The 20108-nt window shown below is 49.6% G+C and carries 32 protein-coding genes; 1 reads left to right on the top strand and 31 read right to left on the bottom strand.

Annotated elements, in window-relative coordinates; translation table 11 throughout:
- Window positions 1-30: 30 nt before the first annotated feature.
- Both ssb and ACQYWX_RS27155 read right to left on the bottom strand, forming a co-directional pair.
- Window positions 31-663 carry a single-stranded DNA-binding protein gene (gene ssb, locus ACQYWX_RS27150; RefSeq protein WP_279508560.1) on the bottom strand — a complete coding sequence of 211 codons (633 nt, stop codon included), beginning with the start codon at window positions 661-663 and terminating at the stop codon, window positions 31-33.
- Between the two features lie 15 nt (window positions 664-678).
- Window positions 679-2061, bottom strand: a complete 1383-nt coding sequence (locus ACQYWX_RS27155) for an MFS transporter (protein ID WP_431687019.1) — start codon at window positions 2059-2061, stop codon at window positions 679-681.
- Window positions 2062-2205: 144 nt separating this feature from the next.
- On the opposite strand from ACQYWX_RS27155, the gene uvrA reads away from it, so the two are divergent.
- Window positions 2206-5031 (top strand): excinuclease ABC subunit UvrA, encoded by a 2826-nt coding sequence (gene uvrA, locus ACQYWX_RS27160; protein ID WP_431687020.1) that lies wholly within the window; start codon window positions 2206-2208, stop codon window positions 5029-5031.
- A 121-nt stretch (window positions 5032-5152) separates the two neighbouring features.
- Here uvrA and rplQ read toward each other — a convergent pair whose 3' ends face one another.
- The 29 genes from rplQ to tuf form a co-directional block, all read right to left on the bottom strand.
- Window positions 5153-5542 (bottom strand): 50S ribosomal protein L17, encoded by a 390-nt coding sequence (gene rplQ / locus ACQYWX_RS27165; RefSeq protein WP_011399894.1) that lies wholly within the window; start codon window positions 5540-5542, stop codon window positions 5153-5155.
- 34 nt (window positions 5543-5576) lie between these two features.
- Window positions 5577-6581, bottom strand: coding sequence for a DNA-directed RNA polymerase subunit alpha (locus ACQYWX_RS27170; RefSeq protein WP_431687021.1), 1005 nt, complete (start codon window positions 6579-6581; stop codon window positions 5577-5579).
- 33 nt (window positions 6582-6614) lie between these two features.
- Entirely contained in the window at window positions 6615-7235 is a 621-nt protein-coding gene (gene rpsD / locus ACQYWX_RS27175) for a 30S ribosomal protein S4 (RefSeq protein WP_011399896.1), read from the bottom strand.
- A 15-nt stretch (window positions 7236-7250) separates the two neighbouring features.
- Window positions 7251-7640 (bottom strand): 30S ribosomal protein S11, encoded by a 390-nt coding sequence (rpsK, locus tag ACQYWX_RS27180; RefSeq protein ID WP_011399897.1) that lies wholly within the window; start codon window positions 7638-7640, stop codon window positions 7251-7253.
- Between the two features lie 16 nt (window positions 7641-7656).
- Window positions 7657-8013: a 30S ribosomal protein S13 gene (rpsM, locus tag ACQYWX_RS27185; RefSeq protein WP_127973648.1), complete on the bottom strand. Its 357-nt coding sequence runs from the start codon at window positions 8011-8013 to the stop codon at window positions 7657-7659.
- A 104-nt stretch (window positions 8014-8117) separates the two neighbouring features.
- Window positions 8118-8234, bottom strand: a complete 117-nt coding sequence (rpmJ, locus tag ACQYWX_RS27190) for a 50S ribosomal protein L36 (RefSeq protein WP_011399899.1) — start codon at window positions 8232-8234, stop codon at window positions 8118-8120.
- Window positions 8235-8278: 44 nt separating this feature from the next.
- Window positions 8279-9610: a preprotein translocase subunit SecY gene (gene secY / locus ACQYWX_RS27195; protein WP_127973649.1), complete on the bottom strand. Its 1332-nt coding sequence runs from the start codon at window positions 9608-9610 to the stop codon at window positions 8279-8281.
- Window positions 9611-10045, bottom strand: a complete 435-nt coding sequence (gene rplO / locus ACQYWX_RS27200) for a 50S ribosomal protein L15 (RefSeq protein ID WP_127973650.1) — start codon at window positions 10043-10045, stop codon at window positions 9611-9613.
- A 1-nt stretch (window position 10046) separates the two neighbouring features.
- Window positions 10047-10238: a 50S ribosomal protein L30 gene (gene rpmD, locus ACQYWX_RS27205; RefSeq protein WP_011399902.1), complete on the bottom strand. Its 192-nt coding sequence runs from the start codon at window positions 10236-10238 to the stop codon at window positions 10047-10049.
- A gap of 3 nt (window positions 10239-10241) precedes the next feature.
- Window positions 10242-10745, bottom strand: a complete 504-nt coding sequence (rpsE, locus tag ACQYWX_RS27210) for a 30S ribosomal protein S5 (RefSeq protein ID WP_011399903.1) — start codon at window positions 10743-10745, stop codon at window positions 10242-10244.
- A gap of 12 nt (window positions 10746-10757) precedes the next feature.
- Window positions 10758-11108, bottom strand: coding sequence for a 50S ribosomal protein L18 (gene rplR / locus ACQYWX_RS27215; RefSeq protein WP_216737725.1), 351 nt, complete (start codon window positions 11106-11108; stop codon window positions 10758-10760).
- Between the two features lie 9 nt (window positions 11109-11117).
- Window positions 11118-11651, bottom strand: a complete 534-nt coding sequence (rplF, locus tag ACQYWX_RS27220) for a 50S ribosomal protein L6 (protein ID WP_011399905.1) — start codon at window positions 11649-11651, stop codon at window positions 11118-11120.
- A gap of 9 nt (window positions 11652-11660) precedes the next feature.
- Entirely contained in the window at window positions 11661-12053 is a 393-nt protein-coding gene (gene rpsH, locus ACQYWX_RS27225) for a 30S ribosomal protein S8 (protein ID WP_216737726.1), read from the bottom strand.
- Between the two features lie 75 nt (window positions 12054-12128).
- Window positions 12129-12434, bottom strand: a complete 306-nt coding sequence (gene rpsN / locus ACQYWX_RS27230; RefSeq protein WP_216737727.1) for a 30S ribosomal protein S14 — start codon at window positions 12432-12434, stop codon at window positions 12129-12131.
- 11 nt (window positions 12435-12445) lie between these two features.
- Window positions 12446-12985, bottom strand: coding sequence for a 50S ribosomal protein L5 (gene rplE / locus ACQYWX_RS27235; protein ID WP_127973654.1), 540 nt, complete (start codon window positions 12983-12985; stop codon window positions 12446-12448).
- Window positions 12986-13002: 17 nt separating this feature from the next.
- The gene (gene rplX, locus ACQYWX_RS27240) at window positions 13003-13320 is read right to left on the bottom strand and encodes a 50S ribosomal protein L24 (protein WP_011399909.1); all 318 of its coding nucleotides are present in this window, start codon (window positions 13318-13320) and stop codon (window positions 13003-13005) included.
- A 14-nt stretch (window positions 13321-13334) separates the two neighbouring features.
- Window positions 13335-13703, bottom strand: a complete 369-nt coding sequence (gene rplN / locus ACQYWX_RS27245; RefSeq protein WP_011399910.1) for a 50S ribosomal protein L14 — start codon at window positions 13701-13703, stop codon at window positions 13335-13337.
- 30 nt (window positions 13704-13733) lie between these two features.
- Window positions 13734-14000 carry a 30S ribosomal protein S17 gene (gene rpsQ / locus ACQYWX_RS27250; protein ID WP_011399911.1) on the bottom strand — a complete coding sequence of 89 codons (267 nt, stop codon included), beginning with the start codon at window positions 13998-14000 and terminating at the stop codon, window positions 13734-13736.
- A 1-nt stretch (window position 14001) separates the two neighbouring features.
- Window positions 14002-14193 carry a 50S ribosomal protein L29 gene (rpmC, locus tag ACQYWX_RS27255; protein ID WP_127973655.1) on the bottom strand — a complete coding sequence of 64 codons (192 nt, stop codon included), beginning with the start codon at window positions 14191-14193 and terminating at the stop codon, window positions 14002-14004.
- Entirely contained in the window at window positions 14194-14607 is a 414-nt protein-coding gene (rplP, locus tag ACQYWX_RS27260) for a 50S ribosomal protein L16 (protein WP_127973656.1), read from the bottom strand.
- A gap of 11 nt (window positions 14608-14618) precedes the next feature.
- Complete coding sequence (gene rpsC / locus ACQYWX_RS27265) at window positions 14619-15302, bottom strand: 30S ribosomal protein S3 (RefSeq protein WP_127973657.1); 684 nt, start codon at window positions 15300-15302, stop codon at window positions 14619-14621.
- A 10-nt stretch (window positions 15303-15312) separates the two neighbouring features.
- On the bottom strand, window positions 15313-15645 hold the full coding sequence (gene rplV / locus ACQYWX_RS27270; RefSeq protein ID WP_011399915.1) for a 50S ribosomal protein L22: 333 nt from the start codon (window positions 15643-15645) through the stop codon (window positions 15313-15315).
- 12 nt (window positions 15646-15657) lie between these two features.
- The gene (rpsS, locus tag ACQYWX_RS27275; protein ID WP_011399916.1) at window positions 15658-15933 is read right to left on the bottom strand and encodes a 30S ribosomal protein S19; all 276 of its coding nucleotides are present in this window, start codon (window positions 15931-15933) and stop codon (window positions 15658-15660) included.
- A gap of 11 nt (window positions 15934-15944) precedes the next feature.
- Window positions 15945-16769, bottom strand: a complete 825-nt coding sequence (gene rplB / locus ACQYWX_RS27280; protein ID WP_127973658.1) for a 50S ribosomal protein L2 — start codon at window positions 16767-16769, stop codon at window positions 15945-15947.
- Between the two features lie 14 nt (window positions 16770-16783).
- Window positions 16784-17080, bottom strand: a complete 297-nt coding sequence (gene rplW, locus ACQYWX_RS27285; protein ID WP_127973659.1) for a 50S ribosomal protein L23 — start codon at window positions 17078-17080, stop codon at window positions 16784-16786.
- Window positions 17077-17685 carry a 50S ribosomal protein L4 gene (rplD, locus tag ACQYWX_RS27290; RefSeq protein WP_011399919.1) on the bottom strand — a complete coding sequence of 203 codons (609 nt, stop codon included), beginning with the start codon at window positions 17683-17685 and terminating at the stop codon, window positions 17077-17079. Before rplD ends, rplW begins: the two co-directional genes overlap by 4 nt.
- A 12-nt stretch (window positions 17686-17697) precedes the next feature.
- Window positions 17698-18336, bottom strand: coding sequence for a 50S ribosomal protein L3 (rplC, locus tag ACQYWX_RS27295; protein WP_127973661.1), 639 nt, complete (start codon window positions 18334-18336; stop codon window positions 17698-17700).
- A 92-nt stretch (window positions 18337-18428) separates the two neighbouring features.
- Window positions 18429-18740 carry a 30S ribosomal protein S10 gene (gene rpsJ / locus ACQYWX_RS27300; RefSeq protein ID WP_011399921.1) on the bottom strand — a complete coding sequence of 104 codons (312 nt, stop codon included), beginning with the start codon at window positions 18738-18740 and terminating at the stop codon, window positions 18429-18431.
- A 154-nt stretch (window positions 18741-18894) separates the two neighbouring features.
- Window positions 18895-20088 carry an elongation factor Tu gene (gene tuf / locus ACQYWX_RS27305; protein WP_011399922.1) on the bottom strand — a complete coding sequence of 398 codons (1194 nt, stop codon included), beginning with the start codon at window positions 20086-20088 and terminating at the stop codon, window positions 18895-18897.
- Between the last annotated feature and the right edge of the window lie 20 nt (window positions 20089-20108).

Below are 20108 nucleotides of genomic sequence, written 5' to 3' on the forward strand. Positions count from 1 at the left end.
CTATGTCTTAAATATTCTTTAGCTTCCGGGTCAGAAAGGAATATCGTCGTCAAAGTCGTCCATAGGCTCTGGCATGGGCGGCTTTGGTTGCTGAGGCTGTTGCGGGCGTTGTTGCCCCTGGTTAGGAGCGGAATAGCCGCCACTTGAGGCGCCATAGTTGTTATTGGAAGCGCCACCATAGTTGTTGTTGGAAGGAGCGCCGCCATAGTTACCGGCAGGCGCAGCTGCTGGAGCACCACCGTAGTTATCGCCGGAAGGAGCGGATTGCTGCCAACCATCGTTGTAACCTTGCGAGTTATCCATACCACCACCGCCACTGCGGCTGTCGAGCATCTGCATCTGACCTTGCATGTCGACAACAATCTCAGTGCTGTAGCGATCCTGTCCAGACTGGTCCTGCCATTTGCGCGTTTGCAGACGACCTTCAATATATACTTTGGAGCCTTTTCTCAGGTACTGAGCAGCAATCTCCGCCAGCTTGCCGAACAGCACAACCCGGTGCCATTCCGTGCGGGGCACCAGTTGCCCCGTCTGCTTGTCTTTATAGCTCTCGTCAGTCGCCAACCTCAGGTTGGAAATCGCGCTGCCGGAGGGGGTATAACGTGTTTCCGGATCGCTACCCAAATTACCAATTAGAATTACTTTATTTACACCACGCGCCATATCGCTCTCCAAACGTTATCCCTCAACCTGGGCGGTGAGAGGGTAATTTACCAGCGCTTTCTCATCAAAGCGCTGTCTATCAATCTTTAAATACGCCAAGTGTTCTTCAATCACCAGAGTGACGTCTTCAACACCATGAATTTGCGTCAGTTCCTGCGCTATCTTGTCCGCCGCGTCCACATTAAACGGCTGCAGCGACAGCACATAACTCGCTGTGTAGGGAGGATCAGGCATGAACAGGGACACTCCGCCCCATACTACCGCCATCACTGTACAAAGACCATACACTCCCATCAAACCAAACTTCTGGTAAGCCAGTCCACCTAGGACGCCCCCTAGAAAGGCCCCAAAGAACTGCGAGCTGGAGTACACTCCCATCGCTGTTCCCCGCATTCCCGCGGGCGCCACCTTGCTGACCAAAGAAGGCAAAGTCGCTTCCAAGAAGTTGAAAGCCAAGAAAAAGCCGAATACAGCCAGGGTAAACCCGATAAAGTCGTTCACCCCTTTCATTACAATCATGAGAGCCGCCGCCATTAACCAGACAGCTCCAGTGAAAACCTGTCGCAAAAGGCGCTTTTTCTCGCCAATGATGATCAGCGGAATCATGAATATGAAGGCTCCGCCCATCACCGTCAGATAAAACCAGCCATGTCGATCCGCGGCCATATTAAATTTATCCGCCAATGTAACCGGCATTGCGACGAACATCGCCGTCAATATCATATGCAGCGAGAATATTCCCCAGTTCAGACGCATCAGCTCTTTATGCTGAAAGACATCCCGCAGGGCGGAACGAAGCACTATCGTTTCCAAGTTGCGCCGCTGCTGCAACGGGGTCGGCACTTTATACAACAAAACCATTCCTGACAACGCCATGCACGCCGTCGCCCAAAACAGTCCAGACAATCCTGCCAAGCCTGAAATCAATGGCCCCAGCACCAGCGCCAACGCAAATGACAGCCCAATCGTCATTCCTACAGTCGCCATGGCCTTGGTGCGATTCTCTTCCTGCGTCAAATCACTGAGCAACGCCATTAATACGCTGGCGATGGCCCCCGCTCCTTGCAATAGACGACCAAAGATAACCCCATAAATATGATCACTTAATGCAGCGACAACACTGCCAAGGCAGAATAATCCCAAACCGATCAAGATCAGCTTCTTCCGGCCAAAACGGTCAGACAGCGCCCCAAAAGGCACCTGCATGACAGCCTGACTCAAGCCGTAAACGCCTATGGCGAGGCCCAGCAGCGCTGGCGTTGCTCCTTCAAGCTCTCTGCCCAGCACCATGAAAACCGGCAGCACCATAAACAGCCCAAGCATTCGCATGGCGTACAACGAAGCCAGCGCGGAGACAGCGCGGCGCTCCTGGGGCATAAACCTCTGCGTCTTTTGCATTTAACTACCGTACCAGTCCATCAAAAAGCGCATATTGTAGCATTTGACCAGCCACTTATTAATCGATTCGCTGTCGCTTTGCTCATCCTGTTTCCGTACTTATATAATGACCGGCTGTAAATTCCGGAGGTGAAAAAGAATTTTATGGACACGATCCAAGTCCGCGGAGCCCGAACTCACAATCTTAAGAATGTCGACCTGGACTTGCCGAGAGACAAGCTCATCGTCATTACCGGGCTATCAGGCTCAGGCAAGTCATCCCTGGCTTTTGATACGCTGTACGCGGAGGGACAGCGGCGCTATGTGGAGTCGCTGTCTACTTACGCCAGGCAGTTCCTGTCCATGATGGAGAAGCCAGACGTTGACCATATAGAAGGTCTTTCACCCGCTATTTCCATCGAGCAGAAGTCCACCTCCCATAACCCTCGCTCCACTGTCGGCACCATTACAGAAATCTATGACTACCTGCGTCTGCTGTTCGCACGCGCTGGAGAGCCTCGCTGCCCGGACCACGACATCGTTCTCGAAGCTCAGACGGTCAGTCAGATGGTTGACCGAATCCTTGAGTTGCCTCAGGAAAGCAAGTGGATGTTGCTGGCTCCTGTCATACGTAATCGCAAAGGCGAACACCTGCATGTGATCGAAGGATTACGCGCGCAAGGCTTCATTCGTGCGCGCATCGACGGCATCGTGACTGACCTCGACGACGTACCCCAGTTAGATAAAAAGCGTAAACACACCATTGAGGTTGTGGTAGATCGGCTCAAGATTCGCGCAGATATTCAGACCCGATTAGCCGAGTCTATCGAAACCTGTATTGAGTTAGCCGAAGGCGTCGTTATCGCCGCGCCAATGGACGGAGACGGCGAAGAGCTCATCTTTTCAGCACTATTCGCCTGTCCTGAGTGTGGGTACAGCGTCAGCGAACTCGAACCAAGAGTCTTCTCTTTTAACAATCCAGCTGGCGCCTGCCCAAGTTGTGATGGACTTGGCGTAAAGCAGTATTTTGACCCCGATAAACTCGTAGAACGTCCAGAGCTGACATTGGCTGAAGGCGCTATCAAAGGATGGGATAGGCGCAGCGTATTCTACTTTCAAATGCTGACCAGCCTTGCGGATCATTATGAAGTCGACATTGAAACGCCTTTTGAATCACTTCCAGAATCGTTCCAAAATGCGCTGCTAAAAGGCAGCGGACGCACTGATATTAAGTTCAAATATGTGAATAGCCGCGGAGACATAGTCTTCAGGGAGCACCCATTCGAAGGCATATTGCCCAATATTGAACGTCGCTACCGGGAAACGGACTCGCAAATGGTGCGAGACGAGCTGTCCAAATTCCTCACCCAGAAGTCCTGTCCAGACTGCCACGGCAGCCGACTAAAACGCTCCTCTCGTCATGTGTTTATTGATAATAAGAGCCTGCCGGATACATCTCGCATGGCCATCGGCGATGCTTCCAACTTCTTTCAGCATTTATCGCTACCTGGCCGTAAAGGAGAGATCGCGTCGAAGATCGTTAAAGAAATCCAGCTACGCCTGCAATTTCTTGTTAACGTGGGACTGGATTATCTGACTCTGGATCGCAGCGCAGAAACTCTTTCTGGAGGAGAAGCCCAGCGTATCAGATTAGCCAGTCAGATAGGCGCTGGACTGGTTGGCGTCATGTACGTGCTCGACGAGCCTTCTATTGGCCTGCACCAGAGAGACAATGATCGTCTGTTGGCCACGCTGACCCACCTGCGAGATCTCGGCAATACAGTAATCGTGGTTGAGCACGACGAAGACGCCATTCGTATGGCGGACTATGTCGTAGACATCGGGCCTGGAGCGGGAGTCCATGGCGGAGAAATCGTCGCTCAGGGCTCTCCTGAACAGGTCATGGAAAGTGATAAGTCCATCACCGGCCAATATCTGAAGGGAACGCGCTGCATTGCTGTTCCAGAACAAAGAGTGCAGCCAGATCCAGACAAACAGCTCATTATTACCGGAGCTACCGGGAATAACCTGCAGTCCGTCACGCTTAAAGTCCCAGTGGGACTGTTTACCTGCATCACAGGGGTGTCAGGATCCGGTAAATCCACGCTGATCAATAGTACGCTCTATCCAATTGCCGCCACCAAGCTCAACATGGCGACAACTCTGACTCCTGAGCCCTATGTGTCTATTGAAGGACTCGATCATTTCGATAAAGTCATTGATATCGACCAAAGCCCGATCGGACGCACGCCAAGATCCAACCCCGCGACCTACACAGGTATATTCACCCCCATAAGAGAACTTTTCGCTGCGACTCAAGAGGCTAGGTCTCGCGGCTACAAACCTGGAAGATTCAGCTTTAACGTACGTGGAGGACGCTGTGAGGCCTGCCAGGGTGACGGAGTTATCAAAGTAGAAATGCACTTCTTGCCCGACCTCTATGTCCCCTGCGATGTATGCAAAGGTAAACGCTATAACCGCGAAACTCTTGAAGTTACCTATAAAGGCAAGTCAATTCATGACGTTCTGGAGATGACGGTTGAGGACGCCCGAGAGTTTTTCGACGCAATTCCAGCCATCGCCAAAAAGCTTCAGACGTTGATTGATGTCGGTCTTTCTTACATCCGCCTCGGCCAAAGCGCAGTCACCTTATCGGGAGGCGAAGCTCAACGCGTTAAGCTTTCACGAGAACTGTCTAAGCGAGATACAGGTAAAACCCTGTACATCCTCGACGAACCCACGACTGGCCTGCATTTCTTTGATATTGATCAGTTACTTAAGGTACTGCATCGACTGCGTGATCACGGAAATACCATTGTAGTTATCGAGCATAACCTTGATGTGATTAAAACAGCGGATTGGATAATCGATCTTGGACCAGAGGGAGGAAGCCGGGGCGGATTGATTATCGCCGAAGGCGCTCCAGAAACAGTTAAAGACAATGACAAGTCTCATACCGCACATTTCTTGAAACGCATTCTGGAAAGCTAGCTGGCAGAAAATGATCAGGAAGCCGCGAGAAATCAACGCTTCCTTATCTCGAAAAAGACCAGTGTATGGCGCAGGCACAAAAAAAGCCGCTAAAAGCGGCTTTTTAATATCCGAGAAGATCTTACTCTTCGTTGTCGCCTTCGGCTTCAACTACCGGACGGTCCACTAGCTCAACAAAAGCCATTGGAGCACTGTCGCCCGGTCTCAGACCGCACTTGAGAATACGCAGATAACCACCAGGGCGATCTTTGTAACGAGGACCAATCTCTTCGAACAGCTTGGTCACTGCATCTCTGCTTCTCAGACGAGAGAAAGCAAGACGGCGGTTAGCTACAGAATCACTTTTAGCCAAAGTGATTAGCGGCTCAGCCACTCTTCTCAGTTCTTTCGCTTTGGGCACCGTGGTTTTGATCAGCTCATGCTCTACCAACGATGCCGCCATATTCCGGAACATCGACTTGCGATGCGCGCTAGTCCGGTTAAATTTACGACCACTTTTACGATGACGCATCTTCTTTATCCTTCAACTACACTGTTGGCGCGCATTAGCCGCCTAATACCCGATCATCGCCCCGAATGCTGGCGGGAGGCCAGTTTTCAAGACGCATACCTAAAGACAAGCCGCGTGAAGCAAGCACGTCTTTAATTTCGGTTAATGATTTCTTGCCTAGGTTAGGAGTCTTCAAAAGCTCCACCTCAGTGCGTTGAATGAGATCACCGATATAGTAGATGTTCTCAGCTTTTAAGCAGTTCGCTGAACGCACAGTCAGTTCTAAATCATCAACCGGCCGCAGAAGAATCGGATCGATTTCTTCTTGCTCTTCAACTTTTTCTGGCTCATTTTGCTGATCAAAATCTACAAAGACAGCAAGCTGCTGTTGCAGAATTGTCGCTGCCCTACGGATTGCTTCCTCAGGATCAATCGTTCCGTTTGTTTCCAAGTCGATAACCAACTTGTCCAAATCGGTACGCTGCTCAACCCGAGCGCTTTCAACGTTATAAGCAACACGGAGCACTGGGCTGAAAGAAGAATCAAGCTGCAATCTTCCAATTGCTCTTGTTTCGTCATCAGCTGAGTTCCGCTGATCCGCAGGCTCATAACCACGCCCACGAGCCACTTTCAGTTTCATCTTAACGTCGCCATTCGAGTTAAGATTGCAAATAATCATATCTGGGTTCGCAATCTCAACATCATGATCAAGTTGGATATCACTAGCCAATACTGGACCAGCGCCCTTCTTGTTCAGGGACAACGTTGCTTCATCGCGGTTGTGCATTTTGATGGCGAGATTCTTCAAGTTCAGAAGAATCTCAATCACATCTTCCTGCACACCTTCAACGGTGCTGTACTCGTGAAGAACGCCGTCGATCTCAACTTCGACGACAGCGCAACCCGGCATTGAAGACAGCAAAATGCGGCGTAATGCACTTCCTAAAGTATGCCCGAAACCGCGTTCGAGCGGTTCCAGGGTCACCTTTGCGTGAGTCGCATTGATTTGATTCACCTCGATAGTACGAGGTGTAAGAAATTCGTTTAATGAACGCTGCATAGACGCCCCTACTGGCTGAATTAGTTGCTGGCCTTACTTAGAGTAGAGCTCCACAATCAGGTTTTCGTTAATATCTGGAGACAGATCAGTACGCTCAGGAACTGATTTGAAGGTTCCAGACATCTTCGCAGCATCAACTTCAATCCACTCCAGAGTTGCACGCTGTGCGGCCAACTCAAGAGAGCCTTTAATGCGAAGCTGATTCTTTGATTTCTCGCGAATGCTTACTACATCGCCAGGCTTGACCTGATAGGACGGAATATTTACAGCCTTACCATTCACCAGAATCGCCTTGTGTGACACCAACTGACGGGCTTCGGAGCGGGTGGAGCCGAATCCCATACGGTATACAACATTATCCAGACGACGCTCTAACAACTGGAGCAGGTTCTCGCCTGTAGCGCCTTTAATGCGGGCTGCTTCTTTGTAGTAGTTACGGAATTGCTTTTCCAGAACTCCGTACATACGACGTACTTTTTGCTTTTCACGCAACTGTAGACCATAGTCGGAAAGACGACCACGACGTTGGCCATGTTGCCCAGGAGCGGTCTCCATGTTGCACTTGCTATCAAGCGCGCGAGCTCCACTCTTCAAAAACAGGTCTGTGCCTTCACGGCGAGACAATTTACATTTCGGTCCAATATAACGAGCCATTAGACTTCTTCCTCTTTAAACTCGACGCTTTTTGGGAGGACGGCATCCGTTATGTGGGATCGGAGTAACATCAGTGATGTTAGTGATCTTATACCCACATGCGTTCAATGCACGAATTGCGGACTCGCGACCGGGTCCAGGTCCTTTAACCAAAACATCTAGGTTTTTTAGGCCGTATTCAGCAGCCGCATTACCGGCTCTTTCAGCTGCTACCTGCGCAGCAAAAGGTGTGCTCTTTCTGGAACCACGGAATCCTGAACCACCAGAAGTCGCCCAGCTTAGAGCGTTACCCTGACGGTCGGTAATGGTTACGATAGTGTTGTTGAATGAAGCGTGGATATGCGCTACGCCGTCAACAACGGTCTTTTTCACCTTTTTACGGGTACGTGTACCTGGTTTTGCCATGCTCTATTCCTGATACTTATTTACGAATAGGCTTACGAGGACCTTTGCGGGTGCGCGCATTTGTCTTAGTGCGCTGCCCTCGTACCGGCAAGCTATGACGGTGACGTAAACCGCGATAGCAGCCGAGATCCTTCAGCCGTTTAATGTTCATTTGCACTTCACGACGCAAATCGCCTTCAACAACCATTTTGGCGATTTCGTTCCTCAGTACGTCCAGCTGCTCCTCAGACAGGTCTTTAACCTTAGATTGAGGGCTGATGCCGGTTCTCTCACAAAGGCCACGTGAAGTGGTGCGCCCGATCCCATAAATATAGGTCAGGGACACTTCTGTGTGCTTGTTATCGGGGATATTGACACCCGCTATACGTGCCATCCATCTTACTCCGCATAAATGTTATTGGTAATAATTACCAACAAATTAAAAGGCGCAGAATGATAGCGCCTTCGTGTATACAAATCAAGCAACAGAGCTAAATATTAGCCTTGTTTCTGCTTGTGTCTTGGTTCTGTGCTGCAGATTACCATTACCGCGCCATTACGACGGATAATTTTGCACCCACGACACATTTTCTTTACTGATGCTCTAACTTTCATTGCTATTCTCCAGTCTCACGCCGATTACTTTAAAACTTGCTCGACTATCGGACCAAACCGCTCTTGCCGTAATTCTTCAGGTTCGACTTCTTCATGAGCGAATCATATTGATGCGACATGAGGTGCGACTGAACCTGGGCCATGAAATCCATAACCACAACTACAACAATTAACAAGGAAGTTCCGCCAAAATAGAAAGGAACATTCCAAGACACCACTAAAAACTGTGGCAGTAACGCCACAGCTGCAATATACAAAGCGCCGAACACCGTTAAGCGGGTAAGAACGCCATCAATATATTTAGCAGTGTTTTCCCCAGGACGAATACCAGGAACAAATGCGCCAGAACGCTTCAAATTGTCGGCGACTTCCTTGGGGTTATACATTAATGCTGTGTAGAAGAAGCAGAAGAATACAACTGCTATCGCAAACAGAATAATGTATAGCGGTTGGCTTGGACCAAGCGCCTGCGAAACAACCTGCAACCACTCCATACCTTCGCCCTTGCCAAACCATTGCCCCAACGATGCTGGAAACAAAAGAATGCTAGAGGCGAATATAGGAGGAATTACACCAGCCATATTCACTTTCAAGGGAAGATGGCTGCTTTGCTGAGCATATACCTTGCGCCCTTGCTGACGACGCGCATAGTTGATGGTGATGCGGCGTTGCCCGCGCTCCATGAAAACCACGAACGCGATAATTGCTACTGCGAATACTGCAACAGCAATTAATGTCAGAACACTCAACTCGCCGAGACGCGCCTGCTCGAATGTCTGACCAACCGCACCAGGCAAACCTGCAACAATACCAGAGAAGATCAGCAATGAAATCCCGTTACCGATACCTCTCTCAGTAATTTGCTCGCCTACCCACATCAAAAATACCGCGCCACAGACGAAGGTAACGACAGCGACAAAGAAGAAGCTCGGTCCGGTTGTAAAGGTGACACCTTGATTCGCCAGACCGACGGAAATACCAAACGCCTGAACGGTCGCAAGCAGCACTGTACCATATCTAGTGTACTGACTGATCTTGCGCCTACCCGCTTCCCCCTCTTTCTTCAGTTGCTCCAGTTGCGGACTAACGACAGTCAACAACTGCATAATGATCGATGCAGAAATATAAGGCATGATACCCAGAGCAAAGATACTCATACGTTCCAGGGCTCCCCCTGAAAACATATTAAACAAGCTCAAGATAGTGCCCTGATTCTGATCAAAGAGCGCCGCGAGTCTATCGGGATTAATTCCTGGTACAGGTATGTGGGCACCAACTCGATATACAAGTATCGCCAACAGTACAAACCAAAGCCGAGCACGAAGCTCGGCAAGGCCTTTACCTGCACCTGCGGGTAATGCGTTTAGTTTGGCCATTTATTCCTCGACTTTGCCACCTGCGGCTTGGATTGCTTCTTGCGCGCCTTTGGTCACTTTCAGTCCTTTAACAGTCACCGCACGGGTAATCTCTCCGGACAGAATAACCTTGACCTGCTTAGCCTGTTGAGCAACGATGCTAGCCGCTTTCAAAGCCGCCAAATCGATAACATCAGTACCAAGGCTGTCGATTTCACTCAGTCTAACTTCTTCGGAGTAACGGCCAACCCTTGAGGTGAAGCCGAACTTGGGCAGACGACGCTGCAAAGGCTGTTGACCGCCTTCAAAGCCAGGTCTGATAGTTCCGCCAGAGCGGGAAGTTTGACCTTTGTGACCACGGCCACCGGTTTTACCCAGCCCGCTACCGATTCCACGGCCCAACCTTTTAGGGGACTGTTTGGAACCTTCGGCCGGCTTGAGAGTATTCATTTTCATATTACTCTCCTTCCACCTTCACCAGATAGTTAACCTTGTTAATCATACCTCTTACAGCAGCAGTATCTTCTACTTCCACGGTATGATTAATTTTTCTCAAACCCAAGCCGCGAACGCAGTCCTTGTGCTTAGGCAGGATTCCGATAGTACTCTTTACCAGAGTTACCTTAATAGTCTTTGCTGCATTGGCCATGACTTACCCCAGAATCTCTTCCACAGTCTTACCACGCTTAGCTGCAATCTCCTCAGGAGCTTGCATGGCTTTTAAGCCTTCGAACGTGGCGCGAACAACGTTAACAGGGTTGGTTGAGCCGTAACACTTAGCCAATACGTTTTGTACGCCAGCGACTTCCAATACAGCGCGCATTGCGCCGCCTGCGATAATACCTGTACCTTCAGAAGCAGGCTGCATAAACACCTTAGCGGAGCCATGACGCGCCTTGACTGGATACTGTAAGGTATTGCCGTTCAAAGTTACGGTAATCATGTTCTTGCGGGCGGCGTCCATAGCTTTCTGAATCGCTACAGGCACTTCACGCGCTTTACCACGACCAAAGCCTACTTTACCGTTCCCATCGCCAACTACGGTCAAAGCTGTGAAGCCGAAAATACGACCACCTTTAACAACCTTAGCCACGCGGTTGACCTGAACAAGCTTCTCCTGGAGCTCTGCTCCTTTTTGCTGCTCGTTATTTGTCATATATTCAACCTCTTAAAACTCGAGTCCGTTTTCCCGCGCAGCATCAGCTAACGCTTTTACACGACCATGGTACTTGAAGCCGGAACGGTCAAAAGCCACTTTGGTAATGCCTGCAGCCTTAGCTCTTTCCGCGATCATTGCGCCAACTTTACCTGCAGCTTCTACGTTGCCGGTAGTGCCTGCACGCAAATCTTTATCCAAAGTGGAAGCAGTAGCCAAAACCTTGCTTCCATCCGCGCTGATAATTTGCGCGTAGATATGACGCGGCGTCCGATTGATGCTCAATCTGTCGACACCGAGTTCACGAATTTTATAACGGGTTTTCTTAGCCCGACGTAACCGAGAAATCTTTTTGTCACTCATAGCCGCGCCCTACTTCTTCTTAGCTTCTTTAACTCGAACTTGCTCGCCGGAGTAGCGAACACCCTTTCCTTTATATGGTTCAGGCGGTCTGATACTACGGATTTCAGCAGCAACCTGCCCAACCTTTTGCTTATCGATACCACGAATCACAATTTCAGTTTGGGTGGGAGTCTCAGCTGTAATTCCCTCAGGAATTTCGAATACTACAGGGTGAGAAAAGCCAAGAGTCAGGTTGATCGCCTTGCCTTGAGCCTGCGCTCTGTAACCTACGCCAATCAGTTCCAACTTGCGCTCAAAACCTTGAGTAACGCCGAGAACCATGTTGTTGATCAACGCACGCGTGGTTCCAGCCAATGCACGTGCCTGGTTGGAGCCTTCTTTTGGACCAAACGTCAATGCGCCATCTTCCTGTTTCACTTCAACAGAAGGATGAACAGACAAAGAAAGAGCGCCTTTGCCGCCCTTGATATTAACCAGCCGACCGTCGAACTTAACCTCTACGCCAGCGGGAATCTGTACTGGATTTTTTGCTACCCTAGACATGATTCACTCCTAGAAGACGGTACAAATAACTTCACCACCAACGCCGGCTTTACGAGCTGCTCTATCAGTCATAACGCCTTTGGAAGTGGATACGATCGCAATACCCAAACCACCATTTACGGTAGGCAGGTCATTAGCGGCTTTGTACTGGCGCAGACCTGGACGGCTCACTCGGCTAATATTCTCAATAACCGGAGTGCCTTGGTAATACTTCAGTGTGATCTCAAGAACAGGCTTCGCTTCTTCACTAGCTTGAAAGTCAGTGATAAAACCTTCTTCTTTCAAGACGTTGGCCACAGCGACCTTCATCTTTGAGGAGGGCATACGCACAGTTTCTTTTTCCGCCATCTGTGCGTTACGGATACGGGTAAACATATCCGCTAAGGTATCTTGCATACTCATTTAATAGCTCCAAACATTTTAGTTGTGCAGCGCTTTCGGCCTAACGGCCGAAAGACGCTTACCAACGGTCGAGCGTTACCAGCTTGCCTTTTTCAAACCTGGCACATCACCGCGCATTGCGGCTTCGCGAAGTTTAATTCGGGACAGACGGAACTTTCTCAATACCGCATGCGGACGGCCAGTTACTTGGCAGCGATTGCGCAGTCTTGAGGGACTAGCGTCTCTCGGCAGCTGCTGCAATTTCATCTGCGCTTCCCAACGCTCTTCATCAGAGACGTTCGGATTTGCAATAATGGCCTTCAGCGCAGCGCGCTTCTCAGCGTATTTCGCTACGGTTTTTTCACGCTTGAGCTCACGCTCGCGCATTCCAACTTTTGCCATATCAGTTCACCTTATTTTCTGAACGGGAAGCTGAACGCGCTAAGCAGCGCTCTGCCTTCGTCGTCAGTGTTTGCGGAGGTCGTGATGGTGATATCCATTCCGCGGACTTTATCGATTTTATCGTAATCGATCTCCGGGAAGATAATCTGCTCTTTCACGCCCATAGAGTAGTTTCCACGCCCATCGAATGACTTCTGGTTCAAACCACGGAAGTCACGTACACGAGGAATAGCTACATCAACCAGACGCTCAAAGAATTCCCACATACGATCGCCACGCAAAGTAACTTTGCAACCGATAGGAAAACCTTGACGAATTTTAAAGCCAGCTACGGATTTGCGAGCTTTAGTTACTACAACCTTTTGACCGGTAATAGCTTCCAAGTCAGCTGCCGCCGCTTCGATCTGCTTTTTATCGCCAAGAGCTTCGCCGACACCCATGTTAAGGGTAATCTTCTCAATACGAGGCACCTGCATAACGCTGCTGTAGGACATTTCCTTCATCAGCGCAGGAATAACCTCTTTCTGATATACCTCTTTATACTTTGGCATAATCAACCACCTAACCTTTAGTTATCGACAAGTTCGTTTGTCGACTTGAAGATGCGCACTTTCTTACCGTCTTCAAGAATCTTAAAGCCAATACGATCAGGCTTATCGGTGGCTGAATTAAAGATCGCCACGTTTGAAGCTTGAATGGGCGCCTCTTTCTCGACGATGCCGCCAGCAGTACCCAGCATAGGGTTTGGCTTGGTATGACGCTTAACCATATTGACGCCGCTGACAACCAGCTTACCGTCTTTCTGGACGCGATTTACTTTACCGCGCTTCCCTTTATCTCTACCTGCTATGACGACAACTTCGTCGCCTTTTCTGATCTTGTTCATATCTGGTCTGACTCCTATAGCACTTCCGGGGCCAGCGAGATAATTTTCATAAATTTCTCGCCACGCAGTTCCCGTGTCACCGGCCCGAAGATACGAGTACCGATGGGCTGTTCCTGGTTATTCAAAAGAACAGCGGCATTGCCATCAAAACGAATCAAGGAACCATCCTGTCTACGTACGCCCTTACGGGTACGTACTACGACAGCTTTAAGAACCTGACCTTTCTTTACTTTCCCGCGGGGAATAGCTTCTTTAACAGAAACTTTAATCACGTCGCCGATACTTGCGTAACGACGGTGTGAACCACCCAGCACTTTAATACACATTACTCGACGGGCTCCGCTGTTGTCGGCCACGTCAAGCACGGTTTGCGTCTGAATCATCGGTTATCTCCACCTAACAGCTTTGCTTGACTAGACTTTTTCGGCCCGCTCAACAATGTTCACAAGCTTCCACGACTTAGTCTTGGAAAGAGGACGAGACTCTTGAACTTGAACGGTATCGCCAATGCGACATTCGTTATTCTCGTCATGAGCATGAAGCTTGCTTGAGCGCTTAACATACTTGCCGTACAGGGGATGCTTCACGCGACGCTCAACCAAGACCACAATGGACTTATCCATCTTGTCACTAACGACCTTACCGGTCTCAGTGCGCACGCTTTTCTCGTTCGCGGTCATATCACTCACCTGCCTTCTGATTTAAGACTGTCTTGACACGAGCAATGTCGCGACGCACTTTACGCAGAAGATGGACTTGATTTAATTGGCCCGTCGCCTTGCGCATCCGCAAGTTGAATTGCTCTTTCAACAAAGAGATCAGTTCATTACTGAGCTCTTCCTGAGTTTTGTTTCTCAATTCTGCAGCTTTCATTTACATCACCGTTCTTGTCACAAAAGTAGTTGCGACAGGAAGTTTAGCCGCTGCAAGCGCAAACGCCTCGCGGGCCAATTCCTCACTTACCCCTTCCATCTCGTAAAGCATACGGCCTGGCTCAATCTCCGCCACCCAGTACTCAACTGGACCTTTACCTTTACCCATACGGACTTCTAGAGGTTTCTTGGTAATCGGCTTATCCGGGAATATACGGATCCAGATCTTACCGCCACGCTTAATACGACGAGTCATAGTACGACGCGCTGCTTCGATTTGTCGGGCAGTTATGCGTCCACGTCCAGTCGCTTTTAAACCAAATTCACCAAAACTTACTTTGTTTCCGCGTTGCGCCAAGCCAGTGTTGCGGCCTTTGTGGACTTTGCGGAATTTCGTACGCTTAGGTTGCAACATTTCACTGCCCCCTACTTAGAACTTTTCTTTTTAGCTGCTTTCTTTTCAGCGCGAACCTGTTCAATACCACCCAGGATTTCGCCCTTAAAGATCCAAACCTTCACACCAATCACACCATAAGTGGTATGCGCTTCGTGCGTAGCGTAGTCAATATCAGCACGAAGAGTGTGCAAAGGCACGCGACCTTCACGGTACCATTCAGTACGGGCAATTTCTGCACCGCCTAAACGGCCGCCAACTTGAATTTTGATACCTTTGGCGCCTTGACGCATCGCATTCTGAACCGCGCGCTTCATTGCACGACGAAACATAACGCGACGCTCCAATTGGCCGGCAACGCCAGCAGCAACCAGTTTAGCGTCCAAATCAGGCTTACGAATCTCTTCTATGTTGATGTGCACAGGCACTTTCATCAACTCGCCGACTTCCTGACGCAGTCTATCTACGTCTTCACCTTTTTTACCGATTACAATACCCGGACGGGCTGTATGAATAGTAATCTTGGCGTTTTGAGGTGGACGCTCGATGATGACCTTGCTCACGGAAGCTTTTTCAAGCTTCTTCATCAGAAACTCGCGAACCTTGATATCAGTCAGCAAATGATCTGAATAGTTCTTTTTGTCTGCGTACCAGACTGAATTGTGATCTTTAACGATCCCCAGTCGAATACCGACTGGATTAACCTTTTGACCCATCTGCTATCTCCTACTCTTCGGCTACCTTGACGGTGATATGGCAAGTCCGCTTGAAAATGCGATCCGCCCGACCTTTCGCTCTAGGCTTAATCCGCTTCATTGTAGGACCTTCGTCTACGCAGATAGTGGCCACCTTCAGCTCATCAACATCCAGCCCTTCGTTATGCTCAGCATTGGCGATAGCTGACTCCAGCACTTTCTTGATAATGCTAGAAGCCTTTTTGGGACTAAAGGTCAATATGTCCAACGCTTCTTCAACCCGCTTACCGCGCACCTGATCTGCAACTAAACGAGCTTTCTGAGCAGATAAGCGAGCACCAAATAATTTTGCCGCTACTTCCATCTCTATACCCTCTTACCGTTTAGCTTTCTTGTCTGCAGCGTGTCCGCGATAAGTACGTGTGGCTGCAAATTCACCCAGTTTATGGCCGACCATGTCTTCAGTCACATAGACAGGAACATGTTGACGACCGTTATGAACTGCGATAGTTAAACCAACCATTTCCGGAAAAATGGTGGAGCGACGTGACCAAGTTTTAATTGGCTTCTTGTCTTTGACTTCTACCGCTGTCTCCACTTTCTTGAGAAGGTGAAGATCAATAAATGGACCTTTCTTTAAGGAACGTGGCACGAGAGACCCCCTTACTTAGCTTTGCGACGACGCACAATCATTTTGTCTGTACGCTTGTTCTTACGAGTTTTGTAACCCTTCGTAGGAACACCCCAAGGAGTAACCGGGTGCTTACCGAAGTTACGCCCTTCACCACCACCATGCGGGTGGTCAACTGGGTTCATCGCAGTACCACGAACGGTAGGTCTTACCCCACGCCAGCGTTTAGCACCAGCTTTTCCGTATACACGCAGGTTGTTCTCGCTATTGGATACTTCGCCCAATGTAGCGCGACACTCTACAAGCACCTTACGCATCTCGCCGGAGCGCAAACGGATTGTTGCATATGCCCCTTCGCGAGCAACGACCTGGGCCGAAGCGCCAGCGCTTCTAGCAATCTGGGCACCCTTGCCTGGCTTCATTTCGATACAATGAACGACAGAACCTACGGGAATGTTTCTCAGAGGCAGGCAGCTTCCCACGCGAATCGGAGCTTCTTGTCCGGAAGCGATTGCGTCACCTACAGATACGCCCTTAGGAGCAATAATGTAACGACGCTCTCCGTCGGCATATTTCAACAATGCAATATGCGCGGTACGGTTAGGGTCATATTCCAAGCGCTCAACAACAGCAGGAATGCCATCCTTGGTGCGCTTAAAGTCGACAACACGATACAACTGCTTATGGCCGCCGCCCTGATGGCGCACAGTAATTCGACCTGCGTTGTTGCGTCCGCCGTTCTTACGTTTTTTCTCAGTCAACGACGCCAAAGGAGCGCCTTTATGCAGTGACGGATTTGTAACAGCCACTACATGTCTACGACCGGGAGATGTTGGTTTAGTTTTAACAACTGGCATTATTCGCTCCCCCCTTACTCGACATCTACAAAATCGATAGATTGACCGGAGGCAAGACGAACATATGCCTTACGAATATCATTGCGCTTACCCATACCACGTGCGGTACGCTTGGTTTTACCCTTGATATTCACAACCTGCACCGACTCAACCTTAACATCAAACAAAGCTTCAACCGCTTTTTTAATCTCGGGCTTTTTGGCATCGGCCGCCACACGGAAGACCACTTGATTGTTGATTTCCGCTAACAATGTGGCCTTTTCCGAAATATGGGGCCCAAGCAAAACCTTATAGAGCCTTTCTTGGTTCATCCCAACATCTCCTCAATTTTCTTAAGCGCAGAGACAGTAACTAGCACCTTGTCATGCGCGATAAGGCTGACAGGGTTAATAGCAACAGCGTCACACACATCGACATGCGGAATGTTACGGGAAGCCAAATACAGGTTTTGATCAACCGCATCCGCTACTATTAATACATTCTCCAGCCCAAGGTCCTTCAGCTTCGCATTGAACTGCTTGGTCTTTGGAGCTTCTACAGCCATTTCCTCAACAACAACCAGGCGCTCCTGTCTAACAAGTTCAGACAGAATTGACTGCATTGCTGCGCGGTACATCTTTTTGTTCACTTTCTGAGAGTGATCCAACGGCGTAGCAGCGAATGTTTTACCGCCGCCTCTCCAGATAGGGCTGCGAATAGTACCCGCACGAGCACGGCCACTACCCTTTTGACGCCATGGTTTCTTTCCACCGCCGCTCACTTGGGAGCGTGTCTTCTGGGCTTTTGAACCCTGACGACCACCAGCCAAATAAGCAGTAACTACTTGGTGAACCAGAGCTTCGTTAAAATCTCTTGCAAAGGCCACGTCAGATACTGAAACAGTACCCTTACCCGCACCATTAATCGTTAACTCCATCTCTCACCCCTCTTATGCTTTAACCGCGGGCTTGATAACCACGTCTGCGCCGGTCGCTCCAGGAACTGCGCCCTTAATCAGAAGCAAACCTTTCTCTTCGTCGACTCTTACAATTTTAAGAGTCTGCACAGTGACGTTTTTATTGCCCATCTGGCCAGCCATTTTTTTGCCTTTGAACACTCGTCCAGGAGACTGGTTCTGACCAATAGAGCCAGGAGCGCGATGAGAAAGAGAGTTACCGTGAGTGGCATCTTGAGTAGAGAAGTTCCAGCGCTTGATAACGCCAGCAAAACCTTTACCCTTTGAACGCCCAGACACATCAACTTTTTGTCCGGCTTCAAAGATAGTGACGGGAACTTCGTCGCCAACCTTGTACTCGGCAGAGTCAGTGGCGTCCAAAGTAAATTCACAAACGACACGTCCAGCTTCAACGCCAGCTTTAGCAAAATGGCCCGCCATGGGCTTATTTACGCGCGACGCCTTCACTGAACCAGAAGCCACCTGAATTGCCCGATAACCGTCAACCTCAAGACTTTTAACCTGAGCAATGACGTTTTTCTCGACCTGAATCACAGTGACCGGGACGGCTGCGCCGTCATCTTCAAACAAACGAGTCATGCCAGCCTTACGGCCGACCAAACCAATCGCCATTTTTCACCTCTTAGTGCACGGGGCTTTCACCCTCTATGGCCACATACAAAAGTGTTACACCAATGAAGCGACGCTATATGCGTCAACCTTGCTTAGCCTAGGCTAATTTGGACATCAACGCCCGCTGCAAGATCCAGCTTCATCAGTGCGTCTACAGTTTTCTCTGTAGGCTCAACAATATCCAACAAGCGCTTATGAGTGCGAATCTCGTACTGATCGCGCGCATCTTTGTTTACGTGCGGAGATATCAGCACCGTAAAGCGCTCTTTTTTGGTTGGCAAAGGGATTGGCCCGCGAACTTGCGCACCAGTACGTTTTGCCGTATCAACGATCTCTTGCGTAGACTGATCGATCAAACGATAGTCGAACGCTTTTAGCCTGATTCTAATTTTCTGGCCTTGCATTTATTTACTCCGAATCCAACGACGGAAGACAGCCATACCCTACAAAAAGGAGCCGCATTTTAAGCAGCTGGCCATTTCCTGTCAAGAGCACTTTTTAAACAGCTCAATAAAAAAGGGGGAGCGAGCTCCCCCTTTACCTTATGACTGGCTAGTCTTACTCGAAAATTTTAGCAACAACGCCAGCGCCAACTGTACGGCCGCCTTCACGAATCGCGAAGCGCAAACCTTCTTCCATCGCGATTGGAGCGATCAGGCTGACTTTCATTTTTACGTTATCGCCAGGCATAACCATCTCTACGCCTTCCGGCAATTCACACGCACCAGTCACATCCGTTGTACGGAAGTAGAACTGAGGACGGTATCCTTTGAAGAAAGGAGTATGACGTCCACCCTCGTCTTTGCTCAGCACGTATACTTCTGACTCAAATACGGTGTGCGGAGTAATAGTTCCTGGCTTGGCCAATACTTGACCGCGCTCTACGTCATCACGCTTAGTACCACGCAACAACACACCAACGTTCTCACCTGCGCGACCTTCGTCCAGCAGCTTACGGAACATCTCAACGCCAGTACAGGTAGTCTTGGTAGTATCTTTGATACCAACAATCTCGACTTCCTCACCGACTCTGACAATGCCGCGCTCTACACGACCAGTCACAACTGTGCCGCGACCAGAGATAGAGAACACGTCTTCAATAGGCATCAGGAACGGCTTGTCAATTGCACGCTCAGGCTCTGGGATGTACGCATCCAGAGTTTCAACCAGCTTCTTAACAGCGCTGGTGCCCATACCGTTATCGTCTTTACCTTCCAGCGCCAACAGCGCAGAACCAACGATAATTGGAGTGTCGTCACCTGGGAATTCATACTGACTCAACAGGTCACGAACTTCCATCTCAACCAGTTCCAACAACTCTTCGTCGTCAACCATGTCCGCTTTGTTCAGGAACACAACGATGTATGGAACGCCAACCTGACGCGCCAGCAGGATGTGCTCACGAGTCTGAGGCATAGGGCCGTCAGCTGCAGAACATACCAGAATAGCGCCATCCATCTGAGCCGCACCAGTGATCATGTTTTTTACATAGTCAGCGTGCCCAGGGCAGTCAACGTGCGCATAGTGACGAATGGGGGATTCGTACTCAACGTGAGAAGTCGCGATTGTGATACCACGCGCCTTTTCTTCTGGAGCATTATCGATACCGTCAAACGCTACCGCCTGACCACCCCAAACTTCAGAACACACGCGGGTCAAGGCCGCTGTCAAAGTAGTCTTACCGTGGTCAACGTGACCAATGGTGCCTACGTTTACGTGCGGCTTGCTGCGTTCAAACTTTTCTTTTGCCACAGTCAGTTCCTCTCTAAATC

It is taken from the genome of Hahella sp. NBU794 (assembly GCF_050749805.1).
GTDB lineage: Bacteria > Pseudomonadota > Gammaproteobacteria > Pseudomonadales > Oleiphilaceae > Hahella.

Bases quoted from the DNA above. Each gene is read 5' to 3' on its own strand.
- ssb (WP_279508560.1), bottom strand. From the start codon at position 663: ATGGCGCGTGGTGTAAATAAAGTAATTCTAATTGGTAATTTGGGTAGC.
- ACQYWX_RS27155 (WP_431687019.1), bottom strand. From the start codon at position 2,061: ATGCAAAAGACGCAGAGGTTTATGCCCCAGGAGCGCCGCGCTGTCTCC.
- uvrA (WP_431687020.1), top strand. From the start codon at position 2,206: ATGGACACGATCCAAGTCCGCGGAGCCCGAACTCACAATCTTAAGAAT.
- rplQ (WP_011399894.1), bottom strand. From the start codon at position 5,542: ATGCGTCATCGTAAAAGTGGTCGTAAATTTAACCGGACTAGCGCGCAT.
- ACQYWX_RS27170 (WP_431687021.1), bottom strand. From the start codon at position 6,581: ATGCAGCGTTCATTAAACGAATTTCTTACACCTCGTACTATCGAGGTG.
- rpsD (WP_011399896.1), bottom strand. From the start codon at position 7,235: ATGGCTCGTTATATTGGACCGAAATGTAAATTGTCTCGCCGTGAAGGC.
- rpsK (WP_011399897.1), bottom strand. From the start codon at position 7,640: ATGGCAAAACCAGGTACACGTACCCGTAAAAAGGTGAAAAAGACCGTT.
- rpsM (WP_127973648.1), bottom strand. From the start codon at position 8,013: ATGGCACGTATAGCGGGTGTCAATATCCCCGATAACAAGCACACAGAA.
- rpmJ (WP_011399899.1), bottom strand. From the start codon at position 8,234: ATGAAAGTTAGAGCATCAGTAAAGAAAATGTGTCGTGGGTGCAAAATT.
- secY (WP_127973649.1), bottom strand. From the start codon at position 9,610: ATGGCCAAACTAAACGCATTACCCGCAGGTGCAGGTAAAGGCCTTGCC.
- rplO (WP_127973650.1), bottom strand. From the start codon at position 10,045: ATGAAAATGAATACTCTCAAGCCGGCCGAAGGTTCCAAACAGTCCCCT.
- rpmD (WP_011399902.1), bottom strand. From the start codon at position 10,238: ATGGCCAATGCAGCAAAGACTATTAAGGTAACTCTGGTAAAGAGTACT.
- rpsE (WP_011399903.1), bottom strand. From the start codon at position 10,745: ATGACAAATAACGAGCAGCAAAAAGGAGCAGAGCTCCAGGAGAAGCTT.
- rplR (WP_216737725.1), bottom strand. From the start codon at position 11,108: ATGAGTGACAAAAAGATTTCTCGGTTACGTCGGGCTAAGAAAACCCGT.
- rplF (WP_011399905.1), bottom strand. From the start codon at position 11,651: ATGTCTAGGGTAGCAAAAAATCCAGTACAGATTCCCGCTGGCGTAGAG.
- rpsH (WP_216737726.1), bottom strand. From the start codon at position 12,053: ATGAGTATGCAAGATACCTTAGCGGATATGTTTACCCGTATCCGTAAC.
- rpsN (WP_216737727.1), bottom strand. From the start codon at position 12,434: ATGGCAAAAGTTGGAATGCGCGAGCGTGAGCTCAAGCGTGAAAAAACC.
- rplE (WP_127973654.1), bottom strand. From the start codon at position 12,985: ATGCCAAAGTATAAAGAGGTATATCAGAAAGAGGTTATTCCTGCGCTG.
- rplX (WP_011399909.1), bottom strand. From the start codon at position 13,320: ATGAACAAGATCAGAAAAGGCGACGAAGTTGTCGTCATAGCAGGTAGA.
- rplN (WP_011399910.1), bottom strand. From the start codon at position 13,703: ATGATTCAGACGCAAACCGTGCTTGACGTGGCCGACAACAGCGGAGCC.
- rpsQ (WP_011399911.1), bottom strand. From the start codon at position 14,000: ATGACCGCGAACGAGAAAAGCGTGCGCACTGAGACCGGTAAGGTCGTT.
- rpmC (WP_127973655.1), bottom strand. From the start codon at position 14,193: ATGAAAGCTGCAGAATTGAGAAACAAAACTCAGGAAGAGCTCAGTAAT.
- rplP (WP_127973656.1), bottom strand. From the start codon at position 14,607: ATGTTGCAACCTAAGCGTACGAAATTCCGCAAAGTCCACAAAGGCCGC.
- rpsC (WP_127973657.1), bottom strand. From the start codon at position 15,302: ATGGGTCAAAAGGTTAATCCAGTCGGTATTCGACTGGGGATCGTTAAA.
- rplV (WP_011399915.1), bottom strand. From the start codon at position 15,645: ATGGAAGTAGCGGCAAAATTATTTGGTGCTCGCTTATCTGCTCAGAAA.
- rplB (WP_127973658.1), bottom strand. From the start codon at position 16,769: ATGCCAGTTGTTAAAACTAAACCAACATCTCCCGGTCGTAGACATGTA.
- rplW (WP_127973659.1), bottom strand. From the start codon at position 17,080: ATGAACCAAGAAAGGCTCTATAAGGTTTTGCTTGGGCCCCATATTTCG.
- rplD (WP_011399919.1), bottom strand. From the start codon at position 17,685: ATGGAGTTAACGATTAATGGTGCGGGTAAGGGTACTGTTTCAGTATCT.
- rplC (WP_127973661.1), bottom strand. From the start codon at position 18,336: ATGGCGATTGGTTTGGTCGGCCGTAAGGCTGGCATGACTCGTTTGTTT.
- rpsJ (WP_011399921.1), bottom strand. From the start codon at position 18,740: ATGCAAGGCCAGAAAATTAGAATCAGGCTAAAAGCGTTCGACTATCGT.